Source organism: Pseudonocardia sp. KRD291, from assembly GCF_019263595.1.
Classification (GTDB): Bacteria; Actinomycetota; Actinomycetes; order Mycobacteriales; family Pseudonocardiaceae; genus Pseudonocardia.
Map to the genome: position 1 here is coordinate 1 of NZ_JADQDD010000019.1, position 24244 is coordinate 24244.

Below are 24244 nucleotides of genomic sequence, written 5' to 3' on the forward strand. Positions count from 1 at the left end.
CAGCGACAACGGTGCCGACGCGGCCTTCGGTGCGGCCGGTGCCGCGTCCGTCGTCACCGCGGGGGGCGTCGCCTCGGTCGACGGCGCGCCGGCCGGACGGCTCGCGGCCCGGCGACGACGTGTCGGCGCGGCCGGGGCAGCCGGAGCGGCCACCGCGTCGGCACCGTTGTCGCTGCTCGCGGCGCCGTTCGAGGTGGCGGTGTCGCCGAGGGACAGCTGCGGCGCTGCCGCGGGGGCGTCGTCCGTCGCGGCGGCGGCCCGGGGAGCGGGTCGCGATGCACGCTTGGCGGCGGGAGCGGGGGCGGAGGCGCCCTGGCGCTCCTTGATGGCGGCGATCAGGTCCCCCTTCCGCATACCGGCGATGTCGGGGACGTTCAGCTCGGTGGCCAGCTCACGCAGCTCGGCCAGCACCATGCCGGAGAGGCCTCCACGGCGACGCGGGGCCGCCTCGGTGTCTGCGGACTGGGAGCCGACGAGATCGGTCTCGCTCACGAATTTCCTTCCTGACCGACCCGGGTGTCCTGTCCAGGTCAGGGGATTTCACACGCTCATCCGGCAGGTAGACCCGTGCCGGCAGCAATTGAAAAGATGATTCCCCCACGACGACGTCACGGGAGTCAGGCCGCCCGTTCGGGATTCCGAGTCCAGCCAGAGAGGGGGATCGGGCGAGCGGGCCCAGCCACAAGACTACGCGTTCGACGCGTGGATCGCCATGCAGGGCCGACACTAGACGTATCCGTCACGGGCGGCAACAACCCCCCGCCCTCCCGCGTGTCGGACGACCGTCGCACCTGGTCAGCGACGGGTCAGGCAACCTCGACACACACGCCGTCGGGGTCGACGGGCAGCGACAGGACGGTGAAACCGTCCAGGTTCAGACCCTCGGGGGCGACGCCGTCCGCGGTCAGCGCGAGCACCGTCGGACCCGCCCCGGAGATCGCCGCGGGCACGCCGCGGGCACGCAGTGACTCGACGAGGTCGAGCGAGCTCGGGTAGGCGGGACGTCGGTAGGGCTGGTGCAGCCGGTCCTCGGTGGCCGGCATCAGCAGGTCCGGCCGCGCGGTCATGGCCAGCACGGCGAGCGCGGTGCGGCTGCCGGTGAACGCGGCGTCGTGCAGCGGGACGTGCTCCGGGAGCAGGCCGCGTGTGGTCTTCGTCGCCGACTCGGCGTCCGCGACGAACGCGACCGGGTGGATGTCGGGGTGCACGTCGAGCTTCTCGGCGTGGAACCGGCGCGCCTGCCCGGAGGTCTCCCAGGCGAGCACGAACCCACCCATCAGGCTGGCCGCCGCGTTGTCCGCGTGGCCTTCCATCGCGGCGCCGAGCTGCAGCAACGCCTCGTGCTCGTCCTCGACGTCGCGCCCGGTGAGCACGGCCGCGGCGGTCACCCCGGCCACCGCGGCGGCCGCGGAGCTGCCCAGCCCGCGCGAGTGCGGGACGGCGTTGGTGCAGCGCAGCCGGATCCCGGCCGGGGCGTCGCCGAACAGCTCGAAGGCCTGGCGCATCGCCCGCACGACCAGGTGCCGGCCGTTGCGCGGCACGTGTGCGGAGCCCTCCCCCGTGACGTCCACCCACAGTCCGGGCTCCGCCGTCGCGCAGACGTGGAGCTCGTCGTGGATGCCGAGCGCGAGGCCGAGCGAGTCGAAACCCGGGCCGAGGTTCGCCGTCGAACCGGGGACGCGGATCCGGACCTCGGAGGGTCGTCCCATCAGGCCAGCTCGAGTGCGGAGGCGACCGCTCCCGGATCGATCGGGACGATCTCCGGCTCCGGCGCGGTGAGCAGGGCGGTGTCCGGGTCCTTGAGACCGTGCCCGGTGACCGTGCACACCACCAGCGACCCGCGCGGCAGCGTGCCGTCCGCGGCCGAGGCCAGCAGCCCGGCCACGCTCGCCGCCGACGCCGGCTCGACGAACACGGCCTCCTCGGCCGAGAGCATGCGGTAGGCGGCCAGGATCTCGTCGTCGGTGACCGCGGCGATCTTGCCGTGGGACTCGTCACGCGCGGCGATCGCGCCGTTCCAGGAGGCGGGCGACCCGATCCGGATGGCTGTGGCGATCGTCTCCGGCGTCGTGACCGGCGCCCCGTGCACCAGCGGGGCGGCGCCCGCGGCCTGGAAGCCGAACATCCGCGGGAGGTCGGAGATCAGGCCGTCGGCGTGGTAGCCGCGGTAGCCCTTCCAGTACGCGGTGATGTTGCCCGCGTTGCCGACCGGCAGGCAGTGCACGTCCGGCGCCTGCCCGAGCTGGTCGCAGATCTCGTAGGCGGCGCTGGCCTGCCCGGCGATCCGGGTCGGGTTCACGGAGTTGACCAGCGCGGCGACCGGGTAGTCGGCGGTGGTCTTGCGGGCGAGCTCGAGGCAGTCGTCGAAGTTGCCGTCGATCTGCAGGATCCGCGCGCCGTGCGCGACGGCCTGGGCGAGCTTGCCGAGCGCGACCTTGCCCCGGGGGACCAGCACCGCGCAGGTCATCGAGGCGCGGGCGGCGTAGGCCGCGGCCGAGGCCGAGGTGTTGCCGGTGGAGGCGCAGAGCACGCCCTGCTTGCCCTCGGCCAGCGCCGCCGTCACGGCCATCGTCATGCCGCGGTCCTTGAACGAGCCGGTCGGGTTCGCCCCGTCGACCTTGAGGTAGACCTGGCAGCCGGTGCGCTCGGAGAGCCGGGGGGCCGGGAGCAGCGGCGTCCCGCCCTCGGCCAGGGTGACCACGCGCCAGTCCGGCTGCACCGGCATCCGGTCCCGGTAGGCCTCGATCACGCCGGGCCAGTGCCCGGGAGGGGGCGGCGCGACCGCGCCGCGGGGGAAGTCCTGGCGCGGGACCCCGTGCTGCTCGGTCCTCTGGACACTGCCGGTCATCGGGCCGCCTTGCCTTCCTGTGGAGCTGGAGTCGCCTTCCCGTGGAACCGGGGTCGCCGAGGTCATCCGGGCATGCCCAGCGCACTGACCGCGCGGCCGAGACCCTCGACCCGCAGCACGCCGGCCACACCGAGCACGACGTCGAGCTCGGCGAGCGCGGCGACGGTACCGGCCAGGGCCGAGTCCGGCGCCGAGTGCGTGACGACGGTGAGCCGCGCCTGCCCCGGGTCCCCGTCCCGGTCGCCCGCGGCGCCGCCGGTCTGGCGGACCGCGGCGATGCTGACCCCGGAGCGGGCGAACTCGCCGGCGATCTCGGCCAGCACGCCCTCGCGGTCGGCCACCTCGAGATCGACGTGGTAGCGGGTCGGGACGTCGCCGACCGGGCGGACCGGCAGGCTCGCGTAGGCGGACTCGCGCGGCCCGCGACCGCCCTCGACGTGGTTGCGCGCGACGGCGACCAGGTCGCCGAGCACCGCACTCGCCGTCGGTGCGCCGCCCGCGCCCTGGCCGTAGAACATCAGCTGTCCGGCCGCCTCGGCCTCGACGAACACGGCGTTGAATGCGCCGTCCACGCCGGCCAGCGGGTGCGAGGTGGGGATCATCGCCGGGTAGACCCGGGCCGAGACGGCCTCGCCGCCGTTGGACTCCACCCGCTCGCAGATGGCCAGCAGCTTGATCGTGCAGCCGAGCAGGCGCGCCGCGGCGATGTCGGCGGCGCTGACCGAGCGCATGCCCTCGCGGTGCACGTCCGACGCCGTGACGCGCGTGTGGAACGACAGCGTGGCCAGGATCGCGGCCTTGGACGCGGCGTCGTAGCCGTCGACGTCGGCGCTCGGGTCGGCCTCGGCGTAGCCCAGCCGGGTGGCCTCCTCCAGCGCGTCGCCGTAGGAGGCGCCGGAGCTGGCCATGGCCGAGAGGACGAAGTTCGAGGTTCCGTTCACGATCCCGGCGACACGGGTGATCCGGTCGCCGGCCAGCGACTCGCGCAGCGGGCGCAGCAGCGGGATCGCCCCGGCCACGGCGGCCTCGTAGTAAAGGTCCGCGCCGGAGGCGTCGGCCGCCTCGGCCAGCGCCGGGCCGTCCTCGGCCAGCAGCGCCTTGTTCGCGGTGACCACCGACTTGCCCGCCTTGAGCGCATCGAGCAGCAGCGTGCGCACCGGCTCGATGCCGCCGATCACCTCGACGACGACGTCGACGTCGTCGCGCGCGACCAGCGCGGCGGCGTCGGTGGTGACCAGGTCACCGAAGTTCTCGGTCAGCCACGGGTGCCGGTGCGGGCGCCGCACCGCGACCCCGACCAGCTCGACCGGCGCGCCGATCCGCGCGGTCAGGTCCTTCGCCTGCCCGGTGAGCAGCCGCACCACCTCGGTGCCGACGGTGCCGCATCCCAGCAACGCGACCCGGACGGCTGCGTCCTCGCCCCTGCCCACCACGCCTCCTCGTGCACACGCACCCGAACGGGCGCCGATCATTCCTGGTCACACCATGTCCCGGCGACGCCGGGTGGCGGAACTCTCCTCACCTGCCGGCGTACGCCCCGGTGTCGTGCGTGTGACCGTTCGACGGCGCCCCCGCCGCGGCCGCCGCCCCGGCTCCGGTCGCGCCGTCCTCCTCGGAGGGGACCTCGAAACGGAACTGGTCCTCCAGTGTCTCCCGGCGCAGCAGCACCCGGGCGCGCCCCTCCCGCACGGCGACGACAGCCGGGCGCGGGAGGCGGTTGTAGGAGCTCGCCATCGCGTAGCAGTAGGCGCCGGTCGCGGCGACCGCCAGCAGATCACCCGGGGCCAGGTCGGCGGGCAGCCAGCAGTCGCGCACGACGATGTCGCCGGACTCGCAGTGCTTGCCGACCACCCGGGAGAGCACCGGGGTGCCGCCCGGCAGGCCGGCGTCGGCGCCGCCGTGGCCGTCCGACCCGGCGTCGACGGTGGGCGAGCTGTCGAGCGCGGAGGACCGCGACACCAGCCGGACGTCGTAGGCGGCGTCGTAGAGCGCGGTGCGGATGTTGTCGCTCATCCCGCCGTCCACGCTGACGTAGCGCCGCGCGTACCCGCCGAGCGGGACGTCCTTGGTCGTGCCGACCTCGTAGACGGTCACGGTGCCCGGCCCGGCGATCGCCCGGCCCGGCTCGACGGCGATGTCCGGCACGTCGAGGTCGGCGGCGTGGCACTCGCGCTCGACGATCCCGCGCAGCTGCTGCGCCAGGTCCGGCACCGACAGCGGGGTCTCGTCCGGGCGGTAGGCGATCCCGACACCGCCGCCCAGGTCCAGCGTGCGCAGCGCACCCAGGTTCTCCGGGCCGTGGTCGGCGTGCAACCGGGCCAGCAGCCGCACGATCCGGCGCGCGGCGACCTCGAAGCCCTCGGTGTCGAAGATCTGGCTGCCGATGTGGCTGTGCAGCCCGACCAGCTCCAGGTGCGACGACGCGACCACCCGGCGTGCGGCCTCGAGTGCATCCGAGTCGCCCTCGGCGTCGGCGATCGAGAAGCCGAACTTCTGGTCCTCGTGCGCGGTCGCGATGAACTCGTGGGTGTGCGCCTCGACGCCGACCGTGACCCGGATCATCACCGGCGCCACGACGCCCCGTTCGCGGGCGATCGCGTCCAGGCGGGCGATCTCGTGGAACGAGTCCAGCACCACCCGGCCGACGCCGTTCTCGACGGCGGCGACCAGCTCGTCGGTGGACTTGTTGTTGCCGTGCAACGCGATCCGCGCCGTAGGGAACCCGGCGCGCAGCGCGACGGCCAGCTCCCCGCCGGAGCACACGTCGAGCGAGAGCCCCTCCTGGTCCACCCAGCGGGCGATCTCGGTGCACAGGAAAGCCTTCGCCGCGTAGTGCACCGACGAGGCCCCGAACGCGGCCGCGAACTCCGCGGCACGGGAGCGGAAGTCGTCCTCGTCGAGCACGAACAACGGCGTGCCGTAGCGCTCGGTGAGATCGCGGACGTCGGCTCCGGCGACCCGCAGCGCGCCGTCCTCGCCACGCCCGGCGTTGCGCGGCCAGACCGCGGGCGCGAGCTCGTCGAGCTCCTCGGGACCGGCCGGGAGCGGCCCGGCGGACTCCGGTGGCTGGGAGATGCCGGCGTGCATCGGGCCGGCGGGGTGCGCCCTCATGACTGCGCCTCCACGGGAACGATCATGTCGGCGCTCACATCCGCTCCGGCGCGGAAACGCCCATCAGGGCCAGGCCGTTGGCCAGCACCTGCCGTGCCGCGACGCACAGCGCGAGGCGCGCCCGGTGCAGCTCGGAGATCTCCTCGTCGCCCATCGGCAGGACCCGGCAGGAGTCGTAGAACTTGTGGTACGCGCTGGCCAGCGTCTCCAGGTAGCGGGCGACCCGGTGCGGCTCGCGCAGCTCGGCGGCCGACCGGACCACCTCCGGGAACCCGCCCAGGGTGCGGATCAGGTCGCCCTCGCGCGGGTGCTCGAGCAGCCCGTAGGACTCCCCCGGGGTGAGGCCCAGGTCGGCGGCGTTGCGGGCGAGCGAGGACAGCCGGGCGTGCGCGTACTGGACGTAGAAGACCGGGTTGTCGCTGGTCTGGCGGCTGATCACGTCGAGGTCGACGTCCAGGGTGGAGTCCACCGACGAGCGCACCAGGGAGTACCGGGCCGCGTCCACGCCGACGGCGTCCACGAAGTCCTCGAGCGTGACGATCGTGCCCGCCCGCTTGCTCATCCGCACCGGCTCACCGCCGCGGACCAGGTTCACCAGCTGCCCGATCAGCACCTCGACCACCGACGGGTCGTCGCCGAACGCGGCGGCGACCGCCTTGAGCCGCACCGTGTAGCCGTGGTGGTCGGCGCCGAGCATGTAGATGCAACGGTCGAAGCCGCGCGCGCGCTTGTCGCGCAGGTAGGCGATGTCACCGGCGATGTAGGCGGGGCTGCCGTCGCTCTTGATGACGACGCGGTCCTTGTCGTCACCCTGCTCGGTGGAGCGCAGCCACCACGCGCCGTCCTTCTCATAGAGCGCGCCACTGTCCTTGAGCTGCCCGACCGACTCCTGCACCGCACCGGAGGCGTGCAGCGACAGCTCGCTGAACCACACGTCGAAATCGGTGCCGAACGCGTGCAGCGAGCTGCGCATCTCCTCGAGCATCAGCGCCACACCGGTGTCCCGGAACACCCGGTGGCGCTCGGCCTCGGGCAGGTCGAGCACCCCGGGGTTCGCGGCGACCAGGCGCTGGGCGATCTCGCCGACGTAGGCGCCGCCGTAGCCGTTGTCCGGGGTCGGCCCGCCGGTGGCCGCCGCGATCAGCGACGAGGCGAAGTGGTCGATCTGCGCCCCGGCGTCGTTGACGTAGTACTCCCGGGTGACGGCGGCGCCGCGCGCCTGCAGCACCCGGCCCAGCGCGTCCCCGACCGCGGCCCACCGGGTCCCGCCCAGGTGCACCGGGCCGGTCGGGTTGGCCGAGACGAACTCGAGGTTCAGCTTCTGCCCCGCCAGCTCGTCCCCGGCGCCGAAGGCGGTGCCGTGGGCCAGCACGTCGCCGACGACCGCGCCCTGCGCGTCGGCGGCCAGGCGCAGGTTGATGAAGCCGGGCCCGGCGATCTCGGCGGCGGCGATCCCGTCCCGGGCGGCGAGCGCCTCGGCCAGCCAGGTCGCCAGGTCGCGCGGCGGGACACCCGCCTTCTTCGCGGTGCGCAGCGCGACGTTGGTCGCGTAGTCGCCGTGCTCGGGGTTGCGCGGGCGCTCCACGCCGGCGTCCGCGGGCAGCGCCGAGAGGTCCAGCTCTCGCTCGGTCAGCACGTCCCGGGCGACGTCACGGACCAGTTCGGCGAGCGCGTCGGGATTCACCGTGATGATTCTAGGAGGTGGCGCCGTCTGCGCTTCGCACCGGCTTCGTAGACTCCGGGGGCACGTGACGCCCGCCCGCATCTCCCCCGGCGACGTCCGCGACGGGGGCCGGCGCCGACCAGAGGGATCCGATGGCCAGCGGTAAGTCCAGCAAGAACAAGCGCAAGCCGAACATCGGGGCGGTCAACCGGCGCCAGCCGCCCTGGCTGATGATCGGCGGCATCGTCCTGGTCGTCGTGCTGGCCGCGGTGTTCATCGGCTACCCGCTGATCCAGCGCAACGAGCAGCGCGCGTTCGTGCCCGGTGACGACAACCGCGACCCCTCGCTGACCATCCCCGGCGTCGTCACCCAGCAGTACGCCGCCGGGCAGCACATCCTGCCGAACCAGCAGGTCGCCTACACCAACAACCCGCCCTTCGGCGGCACGCACGACGGCTACTGGGCCGCCTGCGGCGGCGTGGTCTACCCGACCCCGGTGCGCAGCGAGAACCTGGTGCACTCGCTCGAGCACGGCGCGGTGTGGATCGCCTACAACCCGGACCAGGTCACCGGTGCGGCGCTGGAGACCCTGAGCTCCAAGGTCGACGGCCAGCCCTACACGGTGATGTCGCCCTACCCCGGCCTCGACCAGCCGATCGCGCTGCAGTCCTGGGGCCACCAGCTCAAGCTCACCTCGGCCGACGACGAGCGGATCGACCAGTTCATCCGCGCACTGCGGCTCAACCGCTTCACCTACCCGGAGGTCGGCGCGAGCTGCGACGCCCTCGGCCCGGGCGCGTTCGACCAGGACAACCCGCCGCCGTTCCAGCCGGCCCCGCCGCAGACCGCGGTGAACCGCCAGACCGTCTTCGGCGAGCGCGACGCCGGGTCCCAGGGCGCGAGCCCCGAGGGGGCCGTGCCCGGCCAGTGATCGGGCCCCGGGCTGTGATCGGGCCCCGGGCTGTGATCGGGCCCCGGGCTGTGATCGGGCCCCGGGCTGCGATCGGGCACAGTGGTGTGGTGAGCGAGACCGAGACGCGCGAACCGGCAGGCGTGACCGAACCCGGGCCGCGGACCCCGCGTCCGTCGGCCGCGCCCTGGTGGTCGGTGGTCGTCCTGCTCGCCGTGATCGCCCTGCTCGGCGGGCTGCTGATCGGGGCGACCGGACCGGGGGCCGGGTCACCGGACGCCGACTCGGTCGATGTCGGGTTCGCCCAGGACATGTCGGTGCACCATCGCCAGGCCGTCGAGATGGCGTCCTGGGAGCGCGACCGCACCGCCGACCCCGCCCTGCGCCAGCTCGCCTTCGACATCGAGACGACGCAGAACCAGCAGGTCGGCCGGATGCAGGGCTGGCTGGGGCTGTGGGACCAGCCGGCGCTTCCCTCCGGCGGGCACATGGGCTGGATGGCGGGCGACCACGGCGGCGGCGCGATGGCCGGCATGGCGTCGGTCGCCGCGATGCCCGGGATGGCCACCAGCGCGGACCTGCGCCGGATGCGCCAGACACCGGAGCCCGCGCTGGACACCGTGTTCCTGCAGCTCATGCTGCGCCACCACGAGGGCGGGGCGAGCATGCTGGAGTACGGCCGCGACCACGCCGAGACCGTCGAGGTGCGCAACCTCGCCTCCCAGATGCTCAGCGCGCAGACCTCCGAGTCGGAGCTGATGAAACAGCTGCTGGCCCGGCGCGGAGCGCAGCCGCTGCCGCTGTGACCGGATCGCGCGGGTCCGTGCCCCCACGCGAGGGCACGGGTCGGGTGCGCTAGAGTTCCCCCAGTACCGCCCCCGTAGCTCAGGGGATAGAGCGTCGCCCTCCGGAGGCGAAAGCGCAGGTTCGAATCCTGCCGGGGGCACGTACAGGTTCCGGAAGACCGCTCGACCTGCGGTCCCGGCCCTGTTCGGGCCATGATCATCGGATGTTCGTCCGGCCGCGGTCACCGCGGCACCCGACGCAATGTGCTCATGCACCGTGATCATGCATCGGGATCACCGCGGAAGGCTGAGGTCGTGCGCCGGCCAGCCGAGCAGGCGGGCCCCGAGCACGGCGGCCTGGATGGTGAACCGCTGCGCGGGGTCGGCCGGGTCGTACCCGGTCAGTGATCTGATCCTGTCGAGGCGGTAGGTGACCGCGCGGACCGACAGGTGCAGCCTGCGGGCCGTCTCGGTGGTCACGGCGCCGGTCGCGAAGTATGCGTCGAGGGTCGTCAGAAGAGGTTCGGCGCCACCACGGGCCTCGACGAGGTGGCCCAGGACGGCCTGGACGAGGTCGGTGATGGCGGGCTGGTCGCGCAGCAGCACCCGATAGATGAGCAGCTGCTCGGCGTGGATCACCGGGGTGTCCAGGTGCAGCCGGACGGCCATGGTCAGGCCTTCGCGAGCCTCCTCGTAGGAGCGGGGGATCCCGTACGAACCGGGGTAGGGCCGGCCGACGGTGACCCGCCACGGTCGCCCCCGCGCGGTCCGGTCGAGCTCGGCGTGGATGAAGTCGCCGAGGTCGGTGACTGCGGGGCGTGACCCGTGTGGTGGTGGCGACATGGAGGTGTCGGCGGGAGCGACGACGACGATCCAGCCGTCCTTCGTCGCGACGAGCACGTCGCGGTCCCCGACCCTGTGCACGATCGCCTGTTCCAGGTCGCTGATGGCCATCTCGAAGCCGTCGAGCGCGCCGGTGGGCGCGGCCAGTGCGACCTGGTGCGGGCGGGCCATGTCCAGCCCGAAGGGCTCGGCGCGTTCGACCAGGCGCCCGACGTCGGCGTCGCCCCGCAGCAGGTCGTCGATGAACTCGCGGCGCTGGGTCTCCTCCCAGCGCGCCATCTGTCGGCGGGCCTCGGTGTAACCCTCGGCCAGGCTCGCCACGGCGGCGTCGACGACGTAGAGCACCGCGTCGGCCGCGCCCCGCACGGCGGCGCTGTCCCGTGACCGGATCATCATCGGCAGCTCGCCCCACAACAGCCGTGCCGCGCAGAGGTAGAGCTGGACGGCGCTGCCGGCGGACACCCCGAGCTCGGCGGCGCGCCGTCCCAGCAGGCCCACCGCGTCCAGTTCGGAGGCGTGCGGCTTGCGTCCGGTGACGGCCGCGTCGGCGAGCAGCGTGAGGTAGTCGCCGAGCAGCTCGACCGGTATCCCGGCTTCTCGGCCGGCCGCGTCGGCGACCTCGGTCAGCCACGTGTGGTCCTCGGCGTGGTCGTCGCCCCGTCCGGACGGGCGTGGTCCCTGTCGTCGGTTCACGGCCGCCGCCTCTCGGTCGGTCACGGTCACGGGTCTGCCCGCGACGTCGCGACCACAGTGCAGGACCCACCCTGTCGGTGATGCGCGGGGACCGTCATGCCGACCACCGGCGGTCCCCCGGCGTGTCACGGCGCCCCGGTCCCGGGTCGCGTGCCCGGCCCGGGTCACCGTCGGCGACCGCGGCGGTGGGCGCTGGCGTCGTGCCGTGGACGACCGCGATCGGGCTGTGACCGTGCGCAAGGACGGTCTGGCTGACCGATCCGAGCATCGTTCCCCTGAGGTGGCCGCGCCCCCGAGTCCCGACGACGAGCAGCGCGGCACGGTGCGACTGGTTGATCAGCGCCTGGGCGGGGTTGCCGCGCACGAGCGTGGTGTGCACCGCCACATCGGGGAACTCGGGGCGCCAGGACTCGAGTGCGCGCTCCAGGGTGCGGCGGGCGAGCAGCTCGGCCAGCGTCGTCGGGCCGGAGATCCCTTCGAGGTCGGCGGGCCGGTCCGGGGTCCAGGCGCGCACGGCGAACAGCGGCAGGCCGCGTTGGCGGGCGGCCCCGAACGCGAAGCCGAGCGCGGACGGGTCCGTGGCGTCGACGCCCACGACGACGCGGGGCGGCGACCAGCCCGGCGCCTGCGCGTGCTGCGTCGGCCGGACGACCACGACGGGGCAGGCGGCGTGCGCGGCGAGGTGGATCGAGACCGACCGGGTCAGCAGGCCGCGCAGTCCGTGTCGGGCGCGGCTGCCCAGCACGAGCAGCTGCGCACCGCCGGCCTGTCCGAGCAGCGCGTGACCCGGCGATCCCCGCAGCACCGTGGTGGAGACCTCGATGTCGGAGGCGACCGAGTGGGCGCGGGCGACGGCTTTGCGCAGCACCACCTCGGCGGTCGTGCGCACCGTCAACAGGTTGTCGGTCGCCGCCGCGATGCAGTACGGGTCGGCCGGCGGGGGGTGGAAGGCGTGCACGATGCGCAGCGGGCATCGCCGGGTCGCGGCCTCGGCGCTCGCCCACTCCACCGCGTCCGCGGCCGTGCCTGCGTCGTCGACGGCCACGACCACCGCGGCCCGCGCCGCCGCGTTCCCGCTCATCGCGGCGCCGCCGTGTGCGAGGCCGCCAGCGGGTCGTCGGTCGTGGTCGGGATGTCGGTCGTGCGCGGTGCGACGTCGGGGCTCACGACCTCGGCGCTCGCCGGGTTCGGGGTGGCCTCCGGGGGCGTCGCGCGTTCGAGGAAGCGCAGCAGCTCCACCGGGAACGGCAGCACGAGCGTCGAGTTCTTCTCCGCCGCGACCTCGACCACGGTCTCGAGCAGTCGCAGCTGCAGCGCGGCGGGGTGCTCGGCCATCACCTCGGCGGCCTCGGCGAGCTTCTGCGAGGCCTGCAGCTCGCCCTCGGCGGTGATCACCCGCGACCGTCGTTCGCGTTCGGCCTCGGCCTGCCGGGACATCGACCGCTTCATCGACTCGGGCAGGGCCACGTCCTTGATCTCCACCCGGTCGATGTGCACACCCCACCCGACCGCCGGACTGTCGATCATCAGCTCGAGGCCCTGGTTGAGCCGTTCCCGGTTGGACAACAGGTCGTCCAGGTCGCTCTTGCCGATGATCGAGCGCAGCGAGGCCTGCGCGACCTGCAGCACCGCCGCGCGGTAGTCCTGCACATCGACCGCGACCCGCACCGGGTCGACCACCCGGTAGTACAGGACCGCGTCGACGCGCACGGTGACGTTGTCCCGGGTGATGCCGTCCTGGGCCGGCACCGGCTGGGTGATGACCTGCATGTTGACCTTCTGCAGCCGGTCGGCGACCGGCGCGATCAGCGCCAGCCCCGGGCCGCGGGTCTCGGGACGGACCCGGCCGAAGCGGAACACGATGCCCCGCTCGTACTGGGTGATGACCTTGACGCTGGACCCGATCAGCACCAGGGCCAGGGCTGCCATCGCGATCAGTACAACAACTGTGAGCATCATGTCGCCCTCCGGCGGTCGTCAGTGGTGGTCGTCGCGTGTCCCGCTACCGGAGGCGGGCGAACGACACCACCGCAGTCGCGGTCGCGGCCGGCATCCCGGACGGGGCGGTGCAGGCGCCGCTCGCGGGTGGTGAACGACCGGGGAAAATCCGGGTCGTCGTCGAGCAGCCGGCGTTCGAGCTCGCGCAGTGTCTTCAGCTCGTGATCACTGAGCATGACGGGCCTCCGGTGAAGGGGTGACCACGCAGCCCGAGCGATTCGTCCGGTCCGCGCACTTTGTATCGTATCACGACACATCGTGACGCGATACAGTTTGGGGATGCCGAGACGGGACGCGGTGCGCGCATGGTGGGATGTGGTCGTGGCGACCCAGGACGACCAGCCGGACCCCGGCTCGTTGACCAAGCAGGACTTCGAGGCGCTGGCCCGGTTCCGCTTCGGGATCCGGCGCTACCTGCGCTTCAGCGAGGAGACCGTGCGCAGCCACGGGGTCACCCCGCAGCACTATCAGCTGCTGCTGGCTCTGAAGGGCTTCCCCGATCGGGAGTGGGCCACGGTGCGTGAGCTGGCCGACCGGCTCCAGCTCCGCCACCACAGCGTCGTCGAGCTGGTCAACCGCGCCCAGGCGCAGGGGCTGCTCGAACGTGCACCGCATCCCGACGACGCCCGCGCGGTCCGAGTGCTGCTGACCCCCGACGGGGAGCAGGTCCTGACCCGCCTCAGCGCGCTGCACCGCGACGAACTGCGCCGCATGAATGCCACCCTCGCGCTGCCGACCTGGCACGACGATCCGGCGGCGAACGGCGCGACGCCCGTCGACGGCGGTCGCGAAGCGTAAGCAACGCGGCGCCCTCGGGCCTGCCGAATCCCTGCCGAAGCCCTGCCGACCCCGCGCCACGAGACACGTCTCGATCCCGCTCACGCTGCCGGGCATCGGCAGATCCGGCCCGCCAAGGTTGCGCACACCGACCCTGGCCGATGCCGACGCCCCGCAGGCACCGTGGACACAGGTTGCCGTCATTGCGCCGCGGCCGACCAGAGCGCCGGTGATCCGATCCCAGGAGCGGTGACACGGCGGCCCTGAGGTCGCGGCTCGATCGGCGCCCACGTCGTCATGCCCGCTCGCCGGCCCACCCACCCCACGGTCCGGCACGCCTGACCCGGGCAGCGTGGCGCTCATCGTCAGGAGATGGATCATGGATTCCCCGGTATGGCTGGCCCAGGTCACCTACGACCAGCTGCGGAACGAGCTCGCAGCGCTCCTTCGCCAGCGCGCCGGAGCGTCGGCGGCGTCCGACCCCGCGGGGGCGAGCGCTCGCGACAGCTCGGACCAGCACACCGAGCAGCAGGTCCTTGCCGACCGGCGTGATCGCGACCACCGGATCCGGAAGCTGCAGGAACTTCTCCGGAACCCGGCGGTGGGGGACGCTCCCCCCGACGACGGGGTCGCCGAGCCCGGCATGGTGCTGACCGTCCGCTACCCACAGGACCCGGAGCCCGAGACGTTCCTCCTGGCCCACCGTGAAGGTGGCGCCCAGCCCGACGTGGAGATCTGTTCGCCCGACTCCCCGCTCGGCCGGGCGCTGACGGGGGCCCGGGAAGGCGCGACGTGCGAGTACCGGCTTCCCGACGGTCGGGTCCAGCAGGTGACGCTCGAGCGTGCCGCCCCCTACCGCGCTGCGCATCAGCGCATCAGTGGGTCACCGACCTGAGCAGAACCCGGCACCCGTTCGACCCACTCCGTCGGAGGTCTGGAATGGATGTCCACGCTGCGCGTTGGCTGTGGTTGCGCCAGGTACTCGGGCTCGCCGTCGTCGGTCCGCGCCACCAACACCTCGGGCATGTACGTGACCTCGTGGTGCGCCCGCCCGCCGACCCGGCGGGCGGCGCGGTGATCGAGCTGGTCGTCGACGTCGGTGGTCACCGGACGCGGCTCCCGGCCGCAGCGGTCCGACGGTGGCATGCCACGGCCGTCGAGGTGCGGGAGGTGGTCATGGGACGCCCGGAGCCGGGAAGCGGCGCCGCGGGCGCCGGGGTGTGTCTGCGCAGTTCGGTGCTGGGCCGCCCGGTCCCGACCACACCGGGGACGCGGGCGCGGCGCGTCACCGATGTCGGGCTGCGTGCCTCGAGCGCCGGCTGGACCGTCCGCGCGGTCGACACCCGGGCCCGCTGGCAGCGATGGTGCGGTCGACCCCGTCGACTCACCGACTGGAGCCCGTCCGGTTCTGCGCCGCCGCCTGGTCACCTGCGCAGCCAGAACTGCCTCAGGGATCACGAGCCGGAGCCTCGAGGCTGACAACGGTGCCGGGGTCCGGCACCGGTGGTCCGGAGCCTCACGCCGTGCTCTCGCTCCTTGCACGCCTCATGCCGACCCCGCCCCGACTCCGCGACCACGACAAGACGGGAGTCCGCCATCTCCGACCAGCCCGCAGCCGTCGACCTGCACCTCGTCATGGAGATCGTGCAGCGAGCAGGAATCGACTGTGAGCTCGTCCAGGACAACGACGCCGACCCCTTCATTCGGGCGAGGCGACAGTGTTCCCCGGCCTGGACGGTCCGCGCCGGGCCCTGCCGGCTCGGCTCCGACGGCCGCGCAGGAGCGTTCGTGGGTCCTGCCGTGGCCGCTCAGGTTCGGCGTCTGCGGGGATCGGACGAGCGTCAGGTCGCTGCTCTGATCATGGCTCAAGCGCTGAACCCCGATCCGGCGCAGGCACTGAGCCACCACGAGATATCGGCGCTCGGGCTCGAGAGCGGGATGCAGTGGACGTGACGGAACCGGTACCCCGCCGGGGTCTACCCCTCGTCGATGACGGCCTCACAGTGCGGGCAGCGCGTCGGCGGGTCCTCGTCCGCCAGCCGTCCACACTCCGGGCACACCCGGTGCATCAGGCACACCGGCTCCCCGCCGACGGGTTCGCCGACATGCCTGCGTTCCTGCGTGGCCTCGCCACCGTGCTCGGGTCCGCTCATGGTCATCTCCCGCTGCGGCGTACTTCTCGTCGCGGCCCGGCCGTGGCTCCTGGAGGAGCACGACGGCCGCACCGAATAGCATCGTAACACGATATAGATGACCTGCGCCGGCGCGTCCGCCCGTGTCGTATGCCCTCGTGACGTCCGCGATCGTCCACGGCACGCGCTGTGCGACGATCCCGTGCGCGGTCGGGCGTCCCGGCCACGGCCCCTGCGGCATCCGCTCGTCCACGGGAGGCTCATGTCCGGCGGTAACGATCTGTTCGGGCTGGCCCGCGACCTGGCCGAGCTACTGGGCTGCCCGATCACGATCGAAGATCCGGACACTGTGGTCGTCGCACACGCGGGAGACCACGCCGGTGCGGACCGGACCCGGGTGGAGACGATCCTCAACCGTCAGGTCCCCACGGAGGTCCGCCTGGCCCTGGACCGGGCCGGGATCTTCGATCGCCTCCGTACCTCCGACGAGGTCATCGTCGTCGAGCTCTCCGAGCTGGAGATGCGCCCCCGGGCCGTCGTCGCGGTGCGCAGCGGCGGTGAGCTGCTCGGATCCATCTGGGCGGTGACGGGGGGCGCCCCGACGGCAGACCAGGAGGCGGCGCTGCGGGCGGCCGGTCCCGCCGTCGCGCGCCACCTCCGCATGGCGCGGCGGGAGTCCGACGATGCCCATCGGGCACGGGTCGACCGGCTCGAACGCCTGCTCGCCGGAGGCGAGACCGCGGTCCGGGAGGCCACCGAGGCAGCACTTCCCGCGGAACTGGTGACGGTCGCGGTGCGGGGCGGCGCGCCCGGCCGGATCGAGCGGGTGGCCAGTGCACTGATGCTGCACCTGAACGCCGTGGCGCCGCGATCGGTGTGCGCGGTACGCGAGGACACCCTCTACTGCGTCCTCGCCGCGTCCTCCGGGCGCCGGATCCTGACCGACTTCATGGAGCGGATCGCCGAGAGGACGGAGTTCGCCGCCGGCATCGGGGACACCGTGCTCGCCCACGATCTGGCCCGGTCGGCCGGCACCGCCGAGGAGGTGGTCGCGATCCTGCTGCGGCGCGCCACCGGCGTCCGGGTGGCCGATCTGCGCGAGGTCTTCGCGGAGGTCCTCATCGACAGGGTACGCGGGTTCCTGACGACGCATGCGGAGGCGAGTCCGCTCAACGCGCTGCAACGGCACGACGCCGAGCACCGGACCGAGCTGGCGCCCACGGTGGACGCCTATCTCGCCGCCGCGGGGAGCGTGACCCGAGCGGCGCAGCGGCTGCGCGTGCATCCGAACACCGTCCGCAACCGACTCCGTCGAGCCCGCGAGGCCTGCGAGGTGGATCCGGACGCCCCGGTCACGCGGCTGGCCCTGATGGTTCACCTCGCCGCCCAACGGTCCGACTGACCTTGTGGGATCGCACACCCCACCGCCTCGAACGCTGGCCGGAACGTCAGCCCTCGCGCGACACGACGGCGACACACTCGCAGCATGGACAACCAGAGGATCGTCGTGGTCGGCGGGGGCATCGTCGGCCTGGCCACCGCGTGGCACCTGCAGCGAGGCGGGGCGGAGGTCTCCGTCGTCGAACGGCAGGAGATCGCGGCCGGATCGTCCTGGGGCAACGCGGGCTGGCTCGCCCCGGCCCTGACCCTCCCGCTACCCGAACCCGCGATCCTCGCGACCGGGATCCGGGCCATGCTCAGCCCGAAGTCGCCGGTCTACGTCCCGCTGCGCCCCGACCCGCGCCTGCTCGGGTTCCTCGCCGGGTTCGCCCGGCACTGCACCGACCGGCACTGGCGCACGGCACTGCAGGTCTTCATCGCCGCGAACGCCTCGGCGCTGCAGGCCTACGACGAGCTGACCGAGGCGGCGGGCGCGGCGGTCGAGGAGCGGATCAGCCACGCCTCCCCCATGCTGGCCGCCTTCGCCGACGAGGCCGACCGCGAGGGGCTGCTCGAGGAGTTCCGGCGGGTCAATACCGACGGCGGGCACACCGACTACTCGCTCCTCGACGACGACGCCGTCCACGAGCTCGAGCCCGCACTCGGTCCCGGCGTCCACTGCGGGATCAGCATCTCCGGGCAGCGGTTCATCAATCCGGGCCGGTTCGTGCACGCCCTCGCGGACGCGGTCAAGGCGGCCGGCGCGCAGATCGTCACCGGCCGCGAGGTGGCCGACATCGACGGCGCCGAGACCCGGCCACGGGTCCGGTTCACCGACGGCGACCCGCTCGAGGCCGACGCCGTCGTGCTGGCCAACGGCGCCTGGCTGGGCAGGCTCGCCCGCCGCCACGGCGTCCGGCGCCTGGTCCAGGCCGGGCGCGGCTACAGCTTCACCGTGGCGCCGGCCTCGCCGCCGCGCAACCCGATCTACCTGCCCACCCAGCGGGTCGCGTGCACCCCGCTCGGCGGGCCGTCGGACGGGCTGCGGGTCGCCGGGATGATGGAGTTCCGCGACCCCGACGCCCCGCTCGACCCCCGCCGGGTGGACGCGATCGTCGAGGCCGCCGCCCCGATGTTCTCCGGGGTGGACTTCACCGCCCGGCGCGACGAGTGGGTCGGCTCGCGGCCCTGCACCACCGACGGTCTCCCGCTGGTCGGCCGGACCCGGACCCCCGGGGTGTACGTCGCGGGCGGGCACGGCATGTGGGGCGTCGCCCTCGGCCCGCTCACCGGGCGGCTGCTGGCCGGGCAGATCCTGCGCGGCGAGACCGGCGACGTGCTGCGCAGCTTCGACCCGCTCCGGTGAACCGACGGTTCGCAAGCCGAGAAGGCCCCGCTCGGATGACCACGCGTGTGGCCTCGCCGGCACGATTTGCATCGTGTCACGATCTATCGTAGAACGATACACTGCACGGCAACGGAACGATTCCAGTGTTGGTGGTGGTGATCGCGATGGACCGCAGGTACTCCGCCGTGGCCCGGCGACTGCGCGAGGTGGGCCTGCGGGTGACCGCGCCACGGGTCGCCGTGCTGGAGGTGCTCGACGGGCATCCGCACGCGGGTGTGGACACCGTGGCCGCCCAGGTGCGGAACCGGATCGGCCGCGTCTCCACCCAGGCCGTCTACGACGTCCTCGGCGCGTGCGCGGACGCCGGCCTGGTCCGCCGGATCGAGCCGGCCGGGTCGGCGGCTCGGTTCGAGACACGAGCCGGTGACGACCACCACCACCTGGTGTGCCGCTCCTGCGGACGGATCACCGACGTCGACTGTGTCGTCGGTGTCCCACCGTGCCTGACCCCCGACGACGACGCCGGCTACCAGCTCGACGAGGCCGAGATCGTCTTCTGGGGCCGTTGTCCCGACTGTCACAACGCACGCACGACCCACCACGACGAGCACGAGGAGGCGCGGCCGTGACGAGTTCGCAGCCCGAGCCCACGACCACCGACGCCGGGATCCCGGTCGCGAGTGACGAACACTCGCTCACGATCGGCCCGGACGGGCCGATCCTGCTCCAGGACCACTACCTGATCGAGCAGATGGCCAACTTCAACCGGGAGCGGATCCCGGAGCGTCAGCCACACGCCAAGGGCGGTGGCGCGTTCGGCACGTTCGTCGTGACGGGCGACGTCAGCGCCTACACCAAGGCCGCGGTGTTCCAGCCCGGCGTCGAGACCGAGATGCTGGCCCGGTTCTCCACCGTCGCCGGCGAGCGGGGCAGCCCCGACACCTGGCGCGACCCCCGCGGGTTCTCGGTGCGCTTCTACACCTCCGAGGGCAACCTGGACATGGTCGGGAACAACGTCCCGATCTTCTTCATGCGCGACCCGATGAAGTTCCAGCACTTCATCCGCTCGCAGAAGCGCCGACTGGCCACCAACCTGCGCGACCACGACATGCAGTGGGACTTCTGGACGCTCTCACCGGAGTCGGCCCACATGCTCAGCTGGCTGATGGGTGATCGGGGCATCCCGAGGACCTGGCGGCACATGAACGGCTACTCCAGCCACACCTACAGCTGGTGCAACGCTGCGGGCGAGAGGTTCTGGGTCAAGTACCACTTCAAGACCGACCAGGGCATCGAGTGCCTCGACCAGGCCGAGGCCGACCGGCTCGCCGGTGTCGACGGTGACTACCACCAGCGCGACCTCTACGACTCGATCGAGCGCGGTGATCACCCGAGCTGGACGCTGAAGATGCAGATCATGCCGTTCGAGGACGCCAGGACCTACCGCATCAACCCCTTCGACCTGACCAAGGTGTGGCCGCATGCGGACTACCCGCTGATCGAGGTCGGGACGATGACGCTGGACCGCAACGTCACCGACTACCACACCGAGATCGAGCAGGCGGCGTTCGAGCCGAACAACCACGTCGCCGGCACCGGCCTGAGCCCGGACAAGATGCTGCTCGCGCGCGGGTTCTCCTACGCCGACGCGCACCGCGCCCGGCTCGGCGTCAACTACAAGCAGATCCCGGTCAACAAGCCCAGGTGCGAGGTGCACAACTACCAGAAGGACGGCGTCGGACGGACCGAGAACGCCTTCGAGCCGGTCTACGCGCCGAACTCCTACGGCGGCCCCCGGGCCGACCCGTCGAGGACCGGAGATGCCGGAAGCTGGCACGCCGACGGCGACATGGTGCGCGCCGCCTACACGCTGCGCGCCGACGACGACGACTGGGGCCAGGCCGGGATCATGGTCCGGGAGGTGCTCGACGACGCGGGTCGCGAGCGGCTGATCGGCAACGTGTCCGGGCACCTGCAGGCCGGGGTCTCCGAGCCCGTCCTGCAGCGCGCCTTCGAGTACTGGCGCAACATCGACAAAAACCTCGGGGACCGGATCGCCGACGCCGTGCGCAACGGCGGTTAGGCCCGTCCTCGACGGGGCTCCCCACACGGGGGGGCGTGGCCCGGACCGGCGGAGCGATCCGCGGGTCCGGGCCACCTCTGCGTTCGGGGTCGGCCCGGCGTCGTGGTCCTGATGCCGGGCGTCAGCAACCTGGCCCGGCGAAGTCGGCCGGTCGCACCGGTGCCCTTCGGCCGGGGGGCGAGGCATGTTGGAACCAGGTCGCAGGCGCCCCGAGAACCACCCGTCGAGTGCCTCGGCCGTGACTGATTCCCCCGTCCGGCGTCGACCGGGCGGGAAACCTCGTTCCGGAGATCGGACGAGCGAGCACCTGAGGGGGCCGCCATGCTCAGTGATCACGAGCGCAAGGCGTTACAGGAGGTCGAACGCCAGTTCATGGCCCAGGACCCGGACTTCACCCGGTCCTTCGACACCGCCCGGCAACCGTCGACGTACTCCATCCAGTGCATCTACGAGATGCCCTGGTGGGCGTACCGGATCGCGATCGGGCTGGCGGTGGCGCTCGGGTTTCTGATGATGCTTTCCGGGGCCCCGTGGACGGCGATCCTGTTCGCCGGACTGGCCGTGCTGTTCTCGGTGGTCCAGAAGCGCCGCAGCGAGCCGGGCCGGCGGGAGAGGTGAGCCCGTCGTCCGCTGACCCCGGGGCCGGATGCGCCGCGGCCGGGATCGTCCTCGGCGTCGAGGTCTCATCGTGAGCGTGGACTTGGTGGGCCACGTCGTCGCCGACCGGGAGGTCGGTCCACGCGGTGGCGTCGCGGCGATTCGACGCGGCTTGGGTAGGCGGCGGCCCATCGAGGTCGGCCCCGTCGGATCGACCACCCGGAAATCATCATGACCGCGGTCGAACCGAAACCCGTTCCCTCGCAGCCGTACCCGGCACGCCGGTCGGACAAGGGATCCACTCTGCTGAAGATGCTGCGGACCACGGACCCGAAGGACATCGCGATCCTGTACCTGATCACGACGTTCGGGTTCTTCATGGCCGGCGGCGCGATGGCGATGCTGATGCGGGCCGAGCTGGCACGTCCGGAGATGCAGTTCCTGTCCACCGAGCAGTACAACCAGCTGTTCACCATGCACGGCACGATCATGCTGCTGCTCTACGCGACGCCGACCCTGTTCGGTTTCGCCAACTACATCGTGCCGCTGCAGATCGGCGCTCCGGACGTCGCGTTCCCGCGGCTGAACGCCTTCTCCTACTGGCTGTTCCTGTTCGGCGGGTTGACCGTCATCGCCGGGTTCCTGGCCCCGGGCGGCGCGGCGGACTTCGGCTGGTTCGCCTACACCCCGCTCTCCGACGTCATCCACTCCCCCGGCCCGGGCGGCGACCTGTGGGCGATCGGCCTGATCGTGTCCGGTCTGGGCACGATCCTCGGCGGCGTCAACTTCGTGACGACGATCGTCTGCATGCGCGCCCCGGGCATGACGATGTTCCGGATGCCGATCTTCACCTGGAACATCTTCATCACCGCGCTGCTGATCCTGATCGCGTTCCCGATCCTCACCGCCGCCCTGTTCGGGCTGCTCGCCGACCGCCACCTGGGCGCGCACGTGTTCGACCCCGCCAACGGCGGCGTCATCCTGTGGCAGCACCTGTTCTGGTTCTTCGGGCACCCCGAGGTCTACATCGTGGCGCTGCCGTTCTTCGGCATCGTCTCGGAGATCTTCCCGGTGTTCGCCCGCAAGCCGGTCTTCGGCTACAAGGGCCTGATCTTCGCCACGATCGCGATCGCGGCCCTGTCGGTCGCGGTGTGGGCGCACCACATGTACGCCACCGGCGCGGTGCTGCTCGCGTTCTTCTCCTTCACCACGTTCCTGATCGCCATCCCGACCGGCGTCAAGTTCGTGAACTGGATCGGCACCCTGTGGAAGGGCAAGCTCACGTTCGAGACCCCGATGCTGTTCGCCTGCGGCTTCCTGGTCACGTTCCTGTTCGGCGGCCTGACCGGCATCCTGCTCGCGATGCCGCCGGTCGACTTCCACGTCAGCGACACCTACTTCGTGGTCGCGCACTTCCACTACGTGCTGTTCGGCACGATCGTGTTCGCCACCTACGCCGGCATCTACTTCTGGTTCCCGAAGATGACCGGCCGGATGATGGACGAGAAGCTCGGCAAGCTGCACTTCTGGACGACGTTCGTCGGCTTCCACCTGACGTTCCTGGTCCAGCACTGGGTGGGCAACGAGGGCATGCCGCGCCGCTACGCGGACTACCTGCCCACCGACGGCTTCACGGCGCTGAACATGATCTCCTCGATCGGCGCGTTCGTGCTCGGGGCCTCGACGCTGCCGTTCATCTACAACGCGTTCAAGAGCTACCGCTACGGCCGGGTCGTCACCACCGACGACCCGTGGGGCTTCGGCAACTCGCTCGAGTGGGCGACCTCCTGCCCGCCGCCGCGGCACAACTTCACCGAACTGCCCCGGATCCGTTCCGAGCGCCCGGCATTCGACCTGCACTACCCCCATCTCGTCGAACGGGCCCGCGCCGAGGCCCACAGCGGACGCGCCCCGCAGGTCGCCGAGGTCGTCGCTCAGGGCGTTGGCAAGGAGTCCCGGCCCGACGACGACCCCAAGTCGGTCTGAGATTCGCACGCCGAGAACGGGGAGAGGCGCATGACCGTCGACGACCAGGGCGCAACCGGACGACGACACCGACACACCGGTCGCGACCCGGGAGGTCGCGACCACCGACGCCGCCCCTCCTGACCTCGATCAGCAGCACACCGTCGTCCTACTCAAGCCCCATCCAGCGCACGAAGAACTCTACGACTCTATATCGTGTTACGATAGAAAATGTGCTGATTGCCGGGTCCCATCGGAGGGCCCGATACGCGCGGGAGGTGCGTCATGCTCGATGACCGCGAGCGGAAGCTGCTCTTCGAGATCGAGCGCCGGCTGCTGATCGACGATCCGGAGCTGGTCGGGTCCTTCGGGTCCGCGCCGCCACACAGGCTCCCTGCGCACCACCACGGCGCGGTCTTCGGCAAGGTCGCCGGGTTGACGCTGTGCGCCGTGCTGTGGATCGGCCCGCGCCCCCTGACCGACGCCGAGGTCGTCACCCGCACGGCGGCGGGTCCGCCACGGGTGACGCCGACGTCAACGGGGGTGACCGCGATCCCGGTGCAGCGTCGCCCGCTTCCGTGCGAGACGAGGAGATCTGCATGACTGCCACGATCGGAGCCGGGCTCGACCACGCACCGACCGCCAACCAGGGCGTGGTGTCCTGGGTACAGGAGATCGCTGAGCTGGCCACCCCCGATCGCGTCGTGTGGTGCGACGGGTCCGACGCGGAGTGGACGCGGCTCACCGACCAGCTGGTCGAGCAGGGCACGATCACCCGGCTCGACCCGGACAAGAAGCCCAACTCGTTCTGCGCGGCGTCCGACGCCGGTGACGTCGCCCGCGTCGAGGAGCGGACGTTCATCTGCACCGAGACCGAGCGCGGTGCCGGGCCGACCAACAACTGGGTCGCGCCGGCCGAGATGAAGCAGACGATGACCGAGCTCTACCGCGGCAGCATGCGCGGCCGGACGCTCTACGTGGTGCCGTTCTGCATGGGCCCGACCGACGCCGAGGACCCGATGCTCGGCGTCGAGATCACCGACTCGGAGTACGTCGTGATCTTCGATGAAGATCATGACCCGGATGGGCTCGCACGTGCTGCCGCTGCTC

23 protein-coding genes, 1 tRNA gene and 1 pseudogene are annotated in these 24244 nt (G+C 72.2%); 13 read left to right on the top strand and 12 right to left on the bottom strand.

The genetic code is table 11. The features are described 5' to 3' along the window. The 6 genes from I4I78_RS05045 to argS form a co-directional block, all read right to left on the bottom strand. The coding region (locus tag I4I78_RS05045) for a Rho termination factor N-terminal domain-containing protein (protein WP_218610006.1) at positions 1–492 on the bottom strand (492 nt) is incomplete at its 3' end. Between the two features lie 314 nt (positions 493–806). Then, on the bottom strand, positions 807–1709 hold the full coding sequence (thrB, locus tag I4I78_RS05050) for a homoserine kinase (RefSeq protein WP_218610007.1): 903 nt from the start codon (positions 1707–1709) through the stop codon (positions 807–809). Then, positions 1709–2725 (bottom strand): threonine synthase, encoded by a 1017-nt coding sequence (gene thrC, locus I4I78_RS05055; protein WP_255567076.1) that lies wholly within the window; start codon positions 2723–2725, stop codon positions 1709–1711. The genes thrB and thrC overlap by 1 nt, the downstream gene beginning before the upstream one ends. Before the next feature lie 185 nt (positions 2726–2910). After that, positions 2911–4278: a homoserine dehydrogenase gene (locus tag I4I78_RS05060; protein WP_308251908.1), complete on the bottom strand. Its 1368-nt coding sequence runs from the start codon at positions 4276–4278 to the stop codon at positions 2911–2913. Positions 4279–4366: 88 nt separating this feature from the next. Then, positions 4367–5959, bottom strand: a complete 1593-nt coding sequence (gene lysA / locus I4I78_RS05065) for a diaminopimelate decarboxylase (RefSeq protein ID WP_218610009.1) — start codon at positions 5957–5959, stop codon at positions 4367–4369. A 34-nt stretch (positions 5960–5993) separates the two neighbouring features. Then, the gene (argS, locus tag I4I78_RS05070) at positions 5994–7643 is read right to left on the bottom strand and encodes an arginine--tRNA ligase (protein ID WP_218610010.1); all 1650 of its coding nucleotides are present in this window, start codon (positions 7641–7643) and stop codon (positions 5994–5996) included. A gap of 131 nt (positions 7644–7774) precedes the next feature. On the opposite strand from argS, the gene I4I78_RS05075 reads away from it, so the two are divergent. The 3 genes from I4I78_RS05075 to I4I78_RS05085 all read left to right on the top strand — a co-directional run bounded on the left by I4I78_RS05075 (position 7775) and on the right by I4I78_RS05085 (position 9479). Continuing rightward, positions 7775–8554 carry a DUF3105 domain-containing protein gene (locus I4I78_RS05075; protein ID WP_218610011.1) on the top strand — a complete coding sequence of 260 codons (780 nt, stop codon included), beginning with the start codon at positions 7775–7777 and terminating at the stop codon, positions 8552–8554. 89 nt (positions 8555–8643) lie between these two features. Continuing rightward, complete coding sequence (locus I4I78_RS05080; protein WP_308251909.1) at positions 8644–9339, top strand: DUF305 domain-containing protein; 696 nt, start codon at positions 8644–8646, stop codon at positions 9337–9339. Between the two features lie 68 nt (positions 9340–9407). Continuing rightward, a tRNA-Arg gene (locus I4I78_RS05085) sits at positions 9408–9479 on the top strand. Between the two features lie 133 nt (positions 9480–9612). Here I4I78_RS05085 and I4I78_RS05090 read toward each other — a convergent pair. From I4I78_RS05090 to I4I78_RS34170, 4 genes are all read right to left on the bottom strand, one after another. Beyond that, complete coding sequence (locus I4I78_RS05090) at positions 9613–10854, bottom strand: CdaR family transcriptional regulator (protein WP_218610012.1); 1242 nt, start codon at positions 10852–10854, stop codon at positions 9613–9615. 94 nt (positions 10855–10948) lie between these two features. Next, positions 10949–11935, bottom strand: a complete 987-nt coding sequence (locus I4I78_RS05095; RefSeq protein ID WP_218610013.1) for a universal stress protein — start codon at positions 11933–11935, stop codon at positions 10949–10951. After that, on the bottom strand, positions 11932–12783 hold the full coding sequence (locus I4I78_RS05100; protein ID WP_226379126.1) for a slipin family protein: 852 nt from the start codon (positions 12781–12783) through the stop codon (positions 11932–11934). The genes I4I78_RS05095 and I4I78_RS05100 overlap by 4 nt, the downstream gene beginning before the upstream one ends. 26 nt (positions 12784–12809) lie before the next feature. Continuing rightward, positions 12810–13109, bottom strand: a complete 300-nt coding sequence (locus I4I78_RS34170; protein WP_226379127.1) for a DUF3040 domain-containing protein — start codon at positions 13107–13109, stop codon at positions 12810–12812. A 22-nt stretch (positions 13110–13131) separates the two neighbouring features. Between I4I78_RS34170 and I4I78_RS05110 the strand changes: the two genes are divergently transcribed. Both I4I78_RS05110 and I4I78_RS05115 read left to right on the top strand, forming a co-directional pair. After that, the gene (locus I4I78_RS05110; RefSeq protein WP_218610016.1) at positions 13132–13650 is read left to right on the top strand and encodes a MarR family winged helix-turn-helix transcriptional regulator; all 519 of its coding nucleotides are present in this window, start codon (positions 13132–13134) and stop codon (positions 13648–13650) included. 358 nt (positions 13651–14008) lie between these two features. Beyond that, positions 14009–14524 carry a GreA/GreB family elongation factor gene (locus I4I78_RS05115; RefSeq protein WP_218610017.1) on the top strand — a complete coding sequence of 172 codons (516 nt, stop codon included), beginning with the start codon at positions 14009–14011 and terminating at the stop codon, positions 14522–14524. Here the strand turns inward: I4I78_RS05115 and I4I78_RS05120 are convergent. Both I4I78_RS05120 and I4I78_RS05125 read right to left on the bottom strand, forming a co-directional pair. Beyond that, the gene (locus tag I4I78_RS05120) at positions 14497–14736 is read right to left on the bottom strand and encodes a hypothetical protein (protein ID WP_218610018.1); all 240 of its coding nucleotides are present in this window, start codon (positions 14734–14736) and stop codon (positions 14497–14499) included. The two genes, I4I78_RS05115 and I4I78_RS05120, sit on opposite strands and share 28 nt — an antisense overlap. A gap of 869 nt (positions 14737–15605) precedes the next feature. Beyond that, positions 15606–15782: a hypothetical protein gene (locus I4I78_RS05125; protein WP_218610019.1), complete on the bottom strand. Its 177-nt coding sequence runs from the start codon at positions 15780–15782 to the stop codon at positions 15606–15608. A 241-nt stretch (positions 15783–16023) separates the two neighbouring features. Between I4I78_RS05125 and I4I78_RS05130 the strand changes: the two genes are divergently transcribed. The 8 genes and pseudogenes from I4I78_RS05130 to I4I78_RS05165 form a co-directional block, all read left to right on the top strand. Then, positions 16024–17163: a CdaR family transcriptional regulator gene (locus I4I78_RS05130; RefSeq protein WP_218610020.1), complete on the top strand. Its 1140-nt coding sequence runs from the start codon at positions 16024–16026 to the stop codon at positions 17161–17163. 9 nt (positions 17164–17172) lie between these two features. Further along, entirely contained in the window at positions 17173–18507 is a 1335-nt protein-coding gene (locus I4I78_RS05135; RefSeq protein ID WP_374225841.1) for an NAD(P)/FAD-dependent oxidoreductase, read from the top strand. A gap of 146 nt (positions 18508–18653) precedes the next feature. Next, a complete protein-coding gene (locus I4I78_RS05140; protein ID WP_218610042.1) occupies positions 18654–19118 on the top strand; it encodes a Fur family transcriptional regulator in 465 nt (154 codons plus the stop codon). After that, positions 19115–20572 (top strand): catalase, encoded by a 1458-nt coding sequence (locus I4I78_RS05145; RefSeq protein WP_218610022.1) that lies wholly within the window; start codon positions 19115–19117, stop codon positions 20570–20572. The genes I4I78_RS05140 and I4I78_RS05145 overlap by 4 nt, the downstream gene beginning before the upstream one ends. A gap of 321 nt (positions 20573–20893) precedes the next feature. Continuing rightward, a complete protein-coding gene (locus tag I4I78_RS05150; RefSeq protein ID WP_218610023.1) occupies positions 20894–21190 on the top strand; it encodes a DUF3040 domain-containing protein in 297 nt (98 codons plus the stop codon). Positions 21191–21400: 210 nt separating this feature from the next. Beyond that, positions 21401–23155, top strand: a complete 1755-nt coding sequence (gene ctaD, locus I4I78_RS05155) for a cytochrome c oxidase subunit I (RefSeq protein ID WP_218610024.1) — start codon at positions 21401–21403, stop codon at positions 23153–23155. Positions 23156–23419: 264 nt separating this feature from the next. Next, positions 23420–23737, top strand: coding sequence for a DUF3040 domain-containing protein (locus I4I78_RS05160; RefSeq protein ID WP_218610025.1), 318 nt, complete (start codon positions 23420–23422; stop codon positions 23735–23737). Then, a pseudogene (locus tag I4I78_RS05165) lies at positions 23734–24244 on the top strand (phosphoenolpyruvate carboxykinase); the annotation flags it as partial. The gene I4I78_RS05160 and the pseudogene I4I78_RS05165, both read left to right, overlap by 4 nt.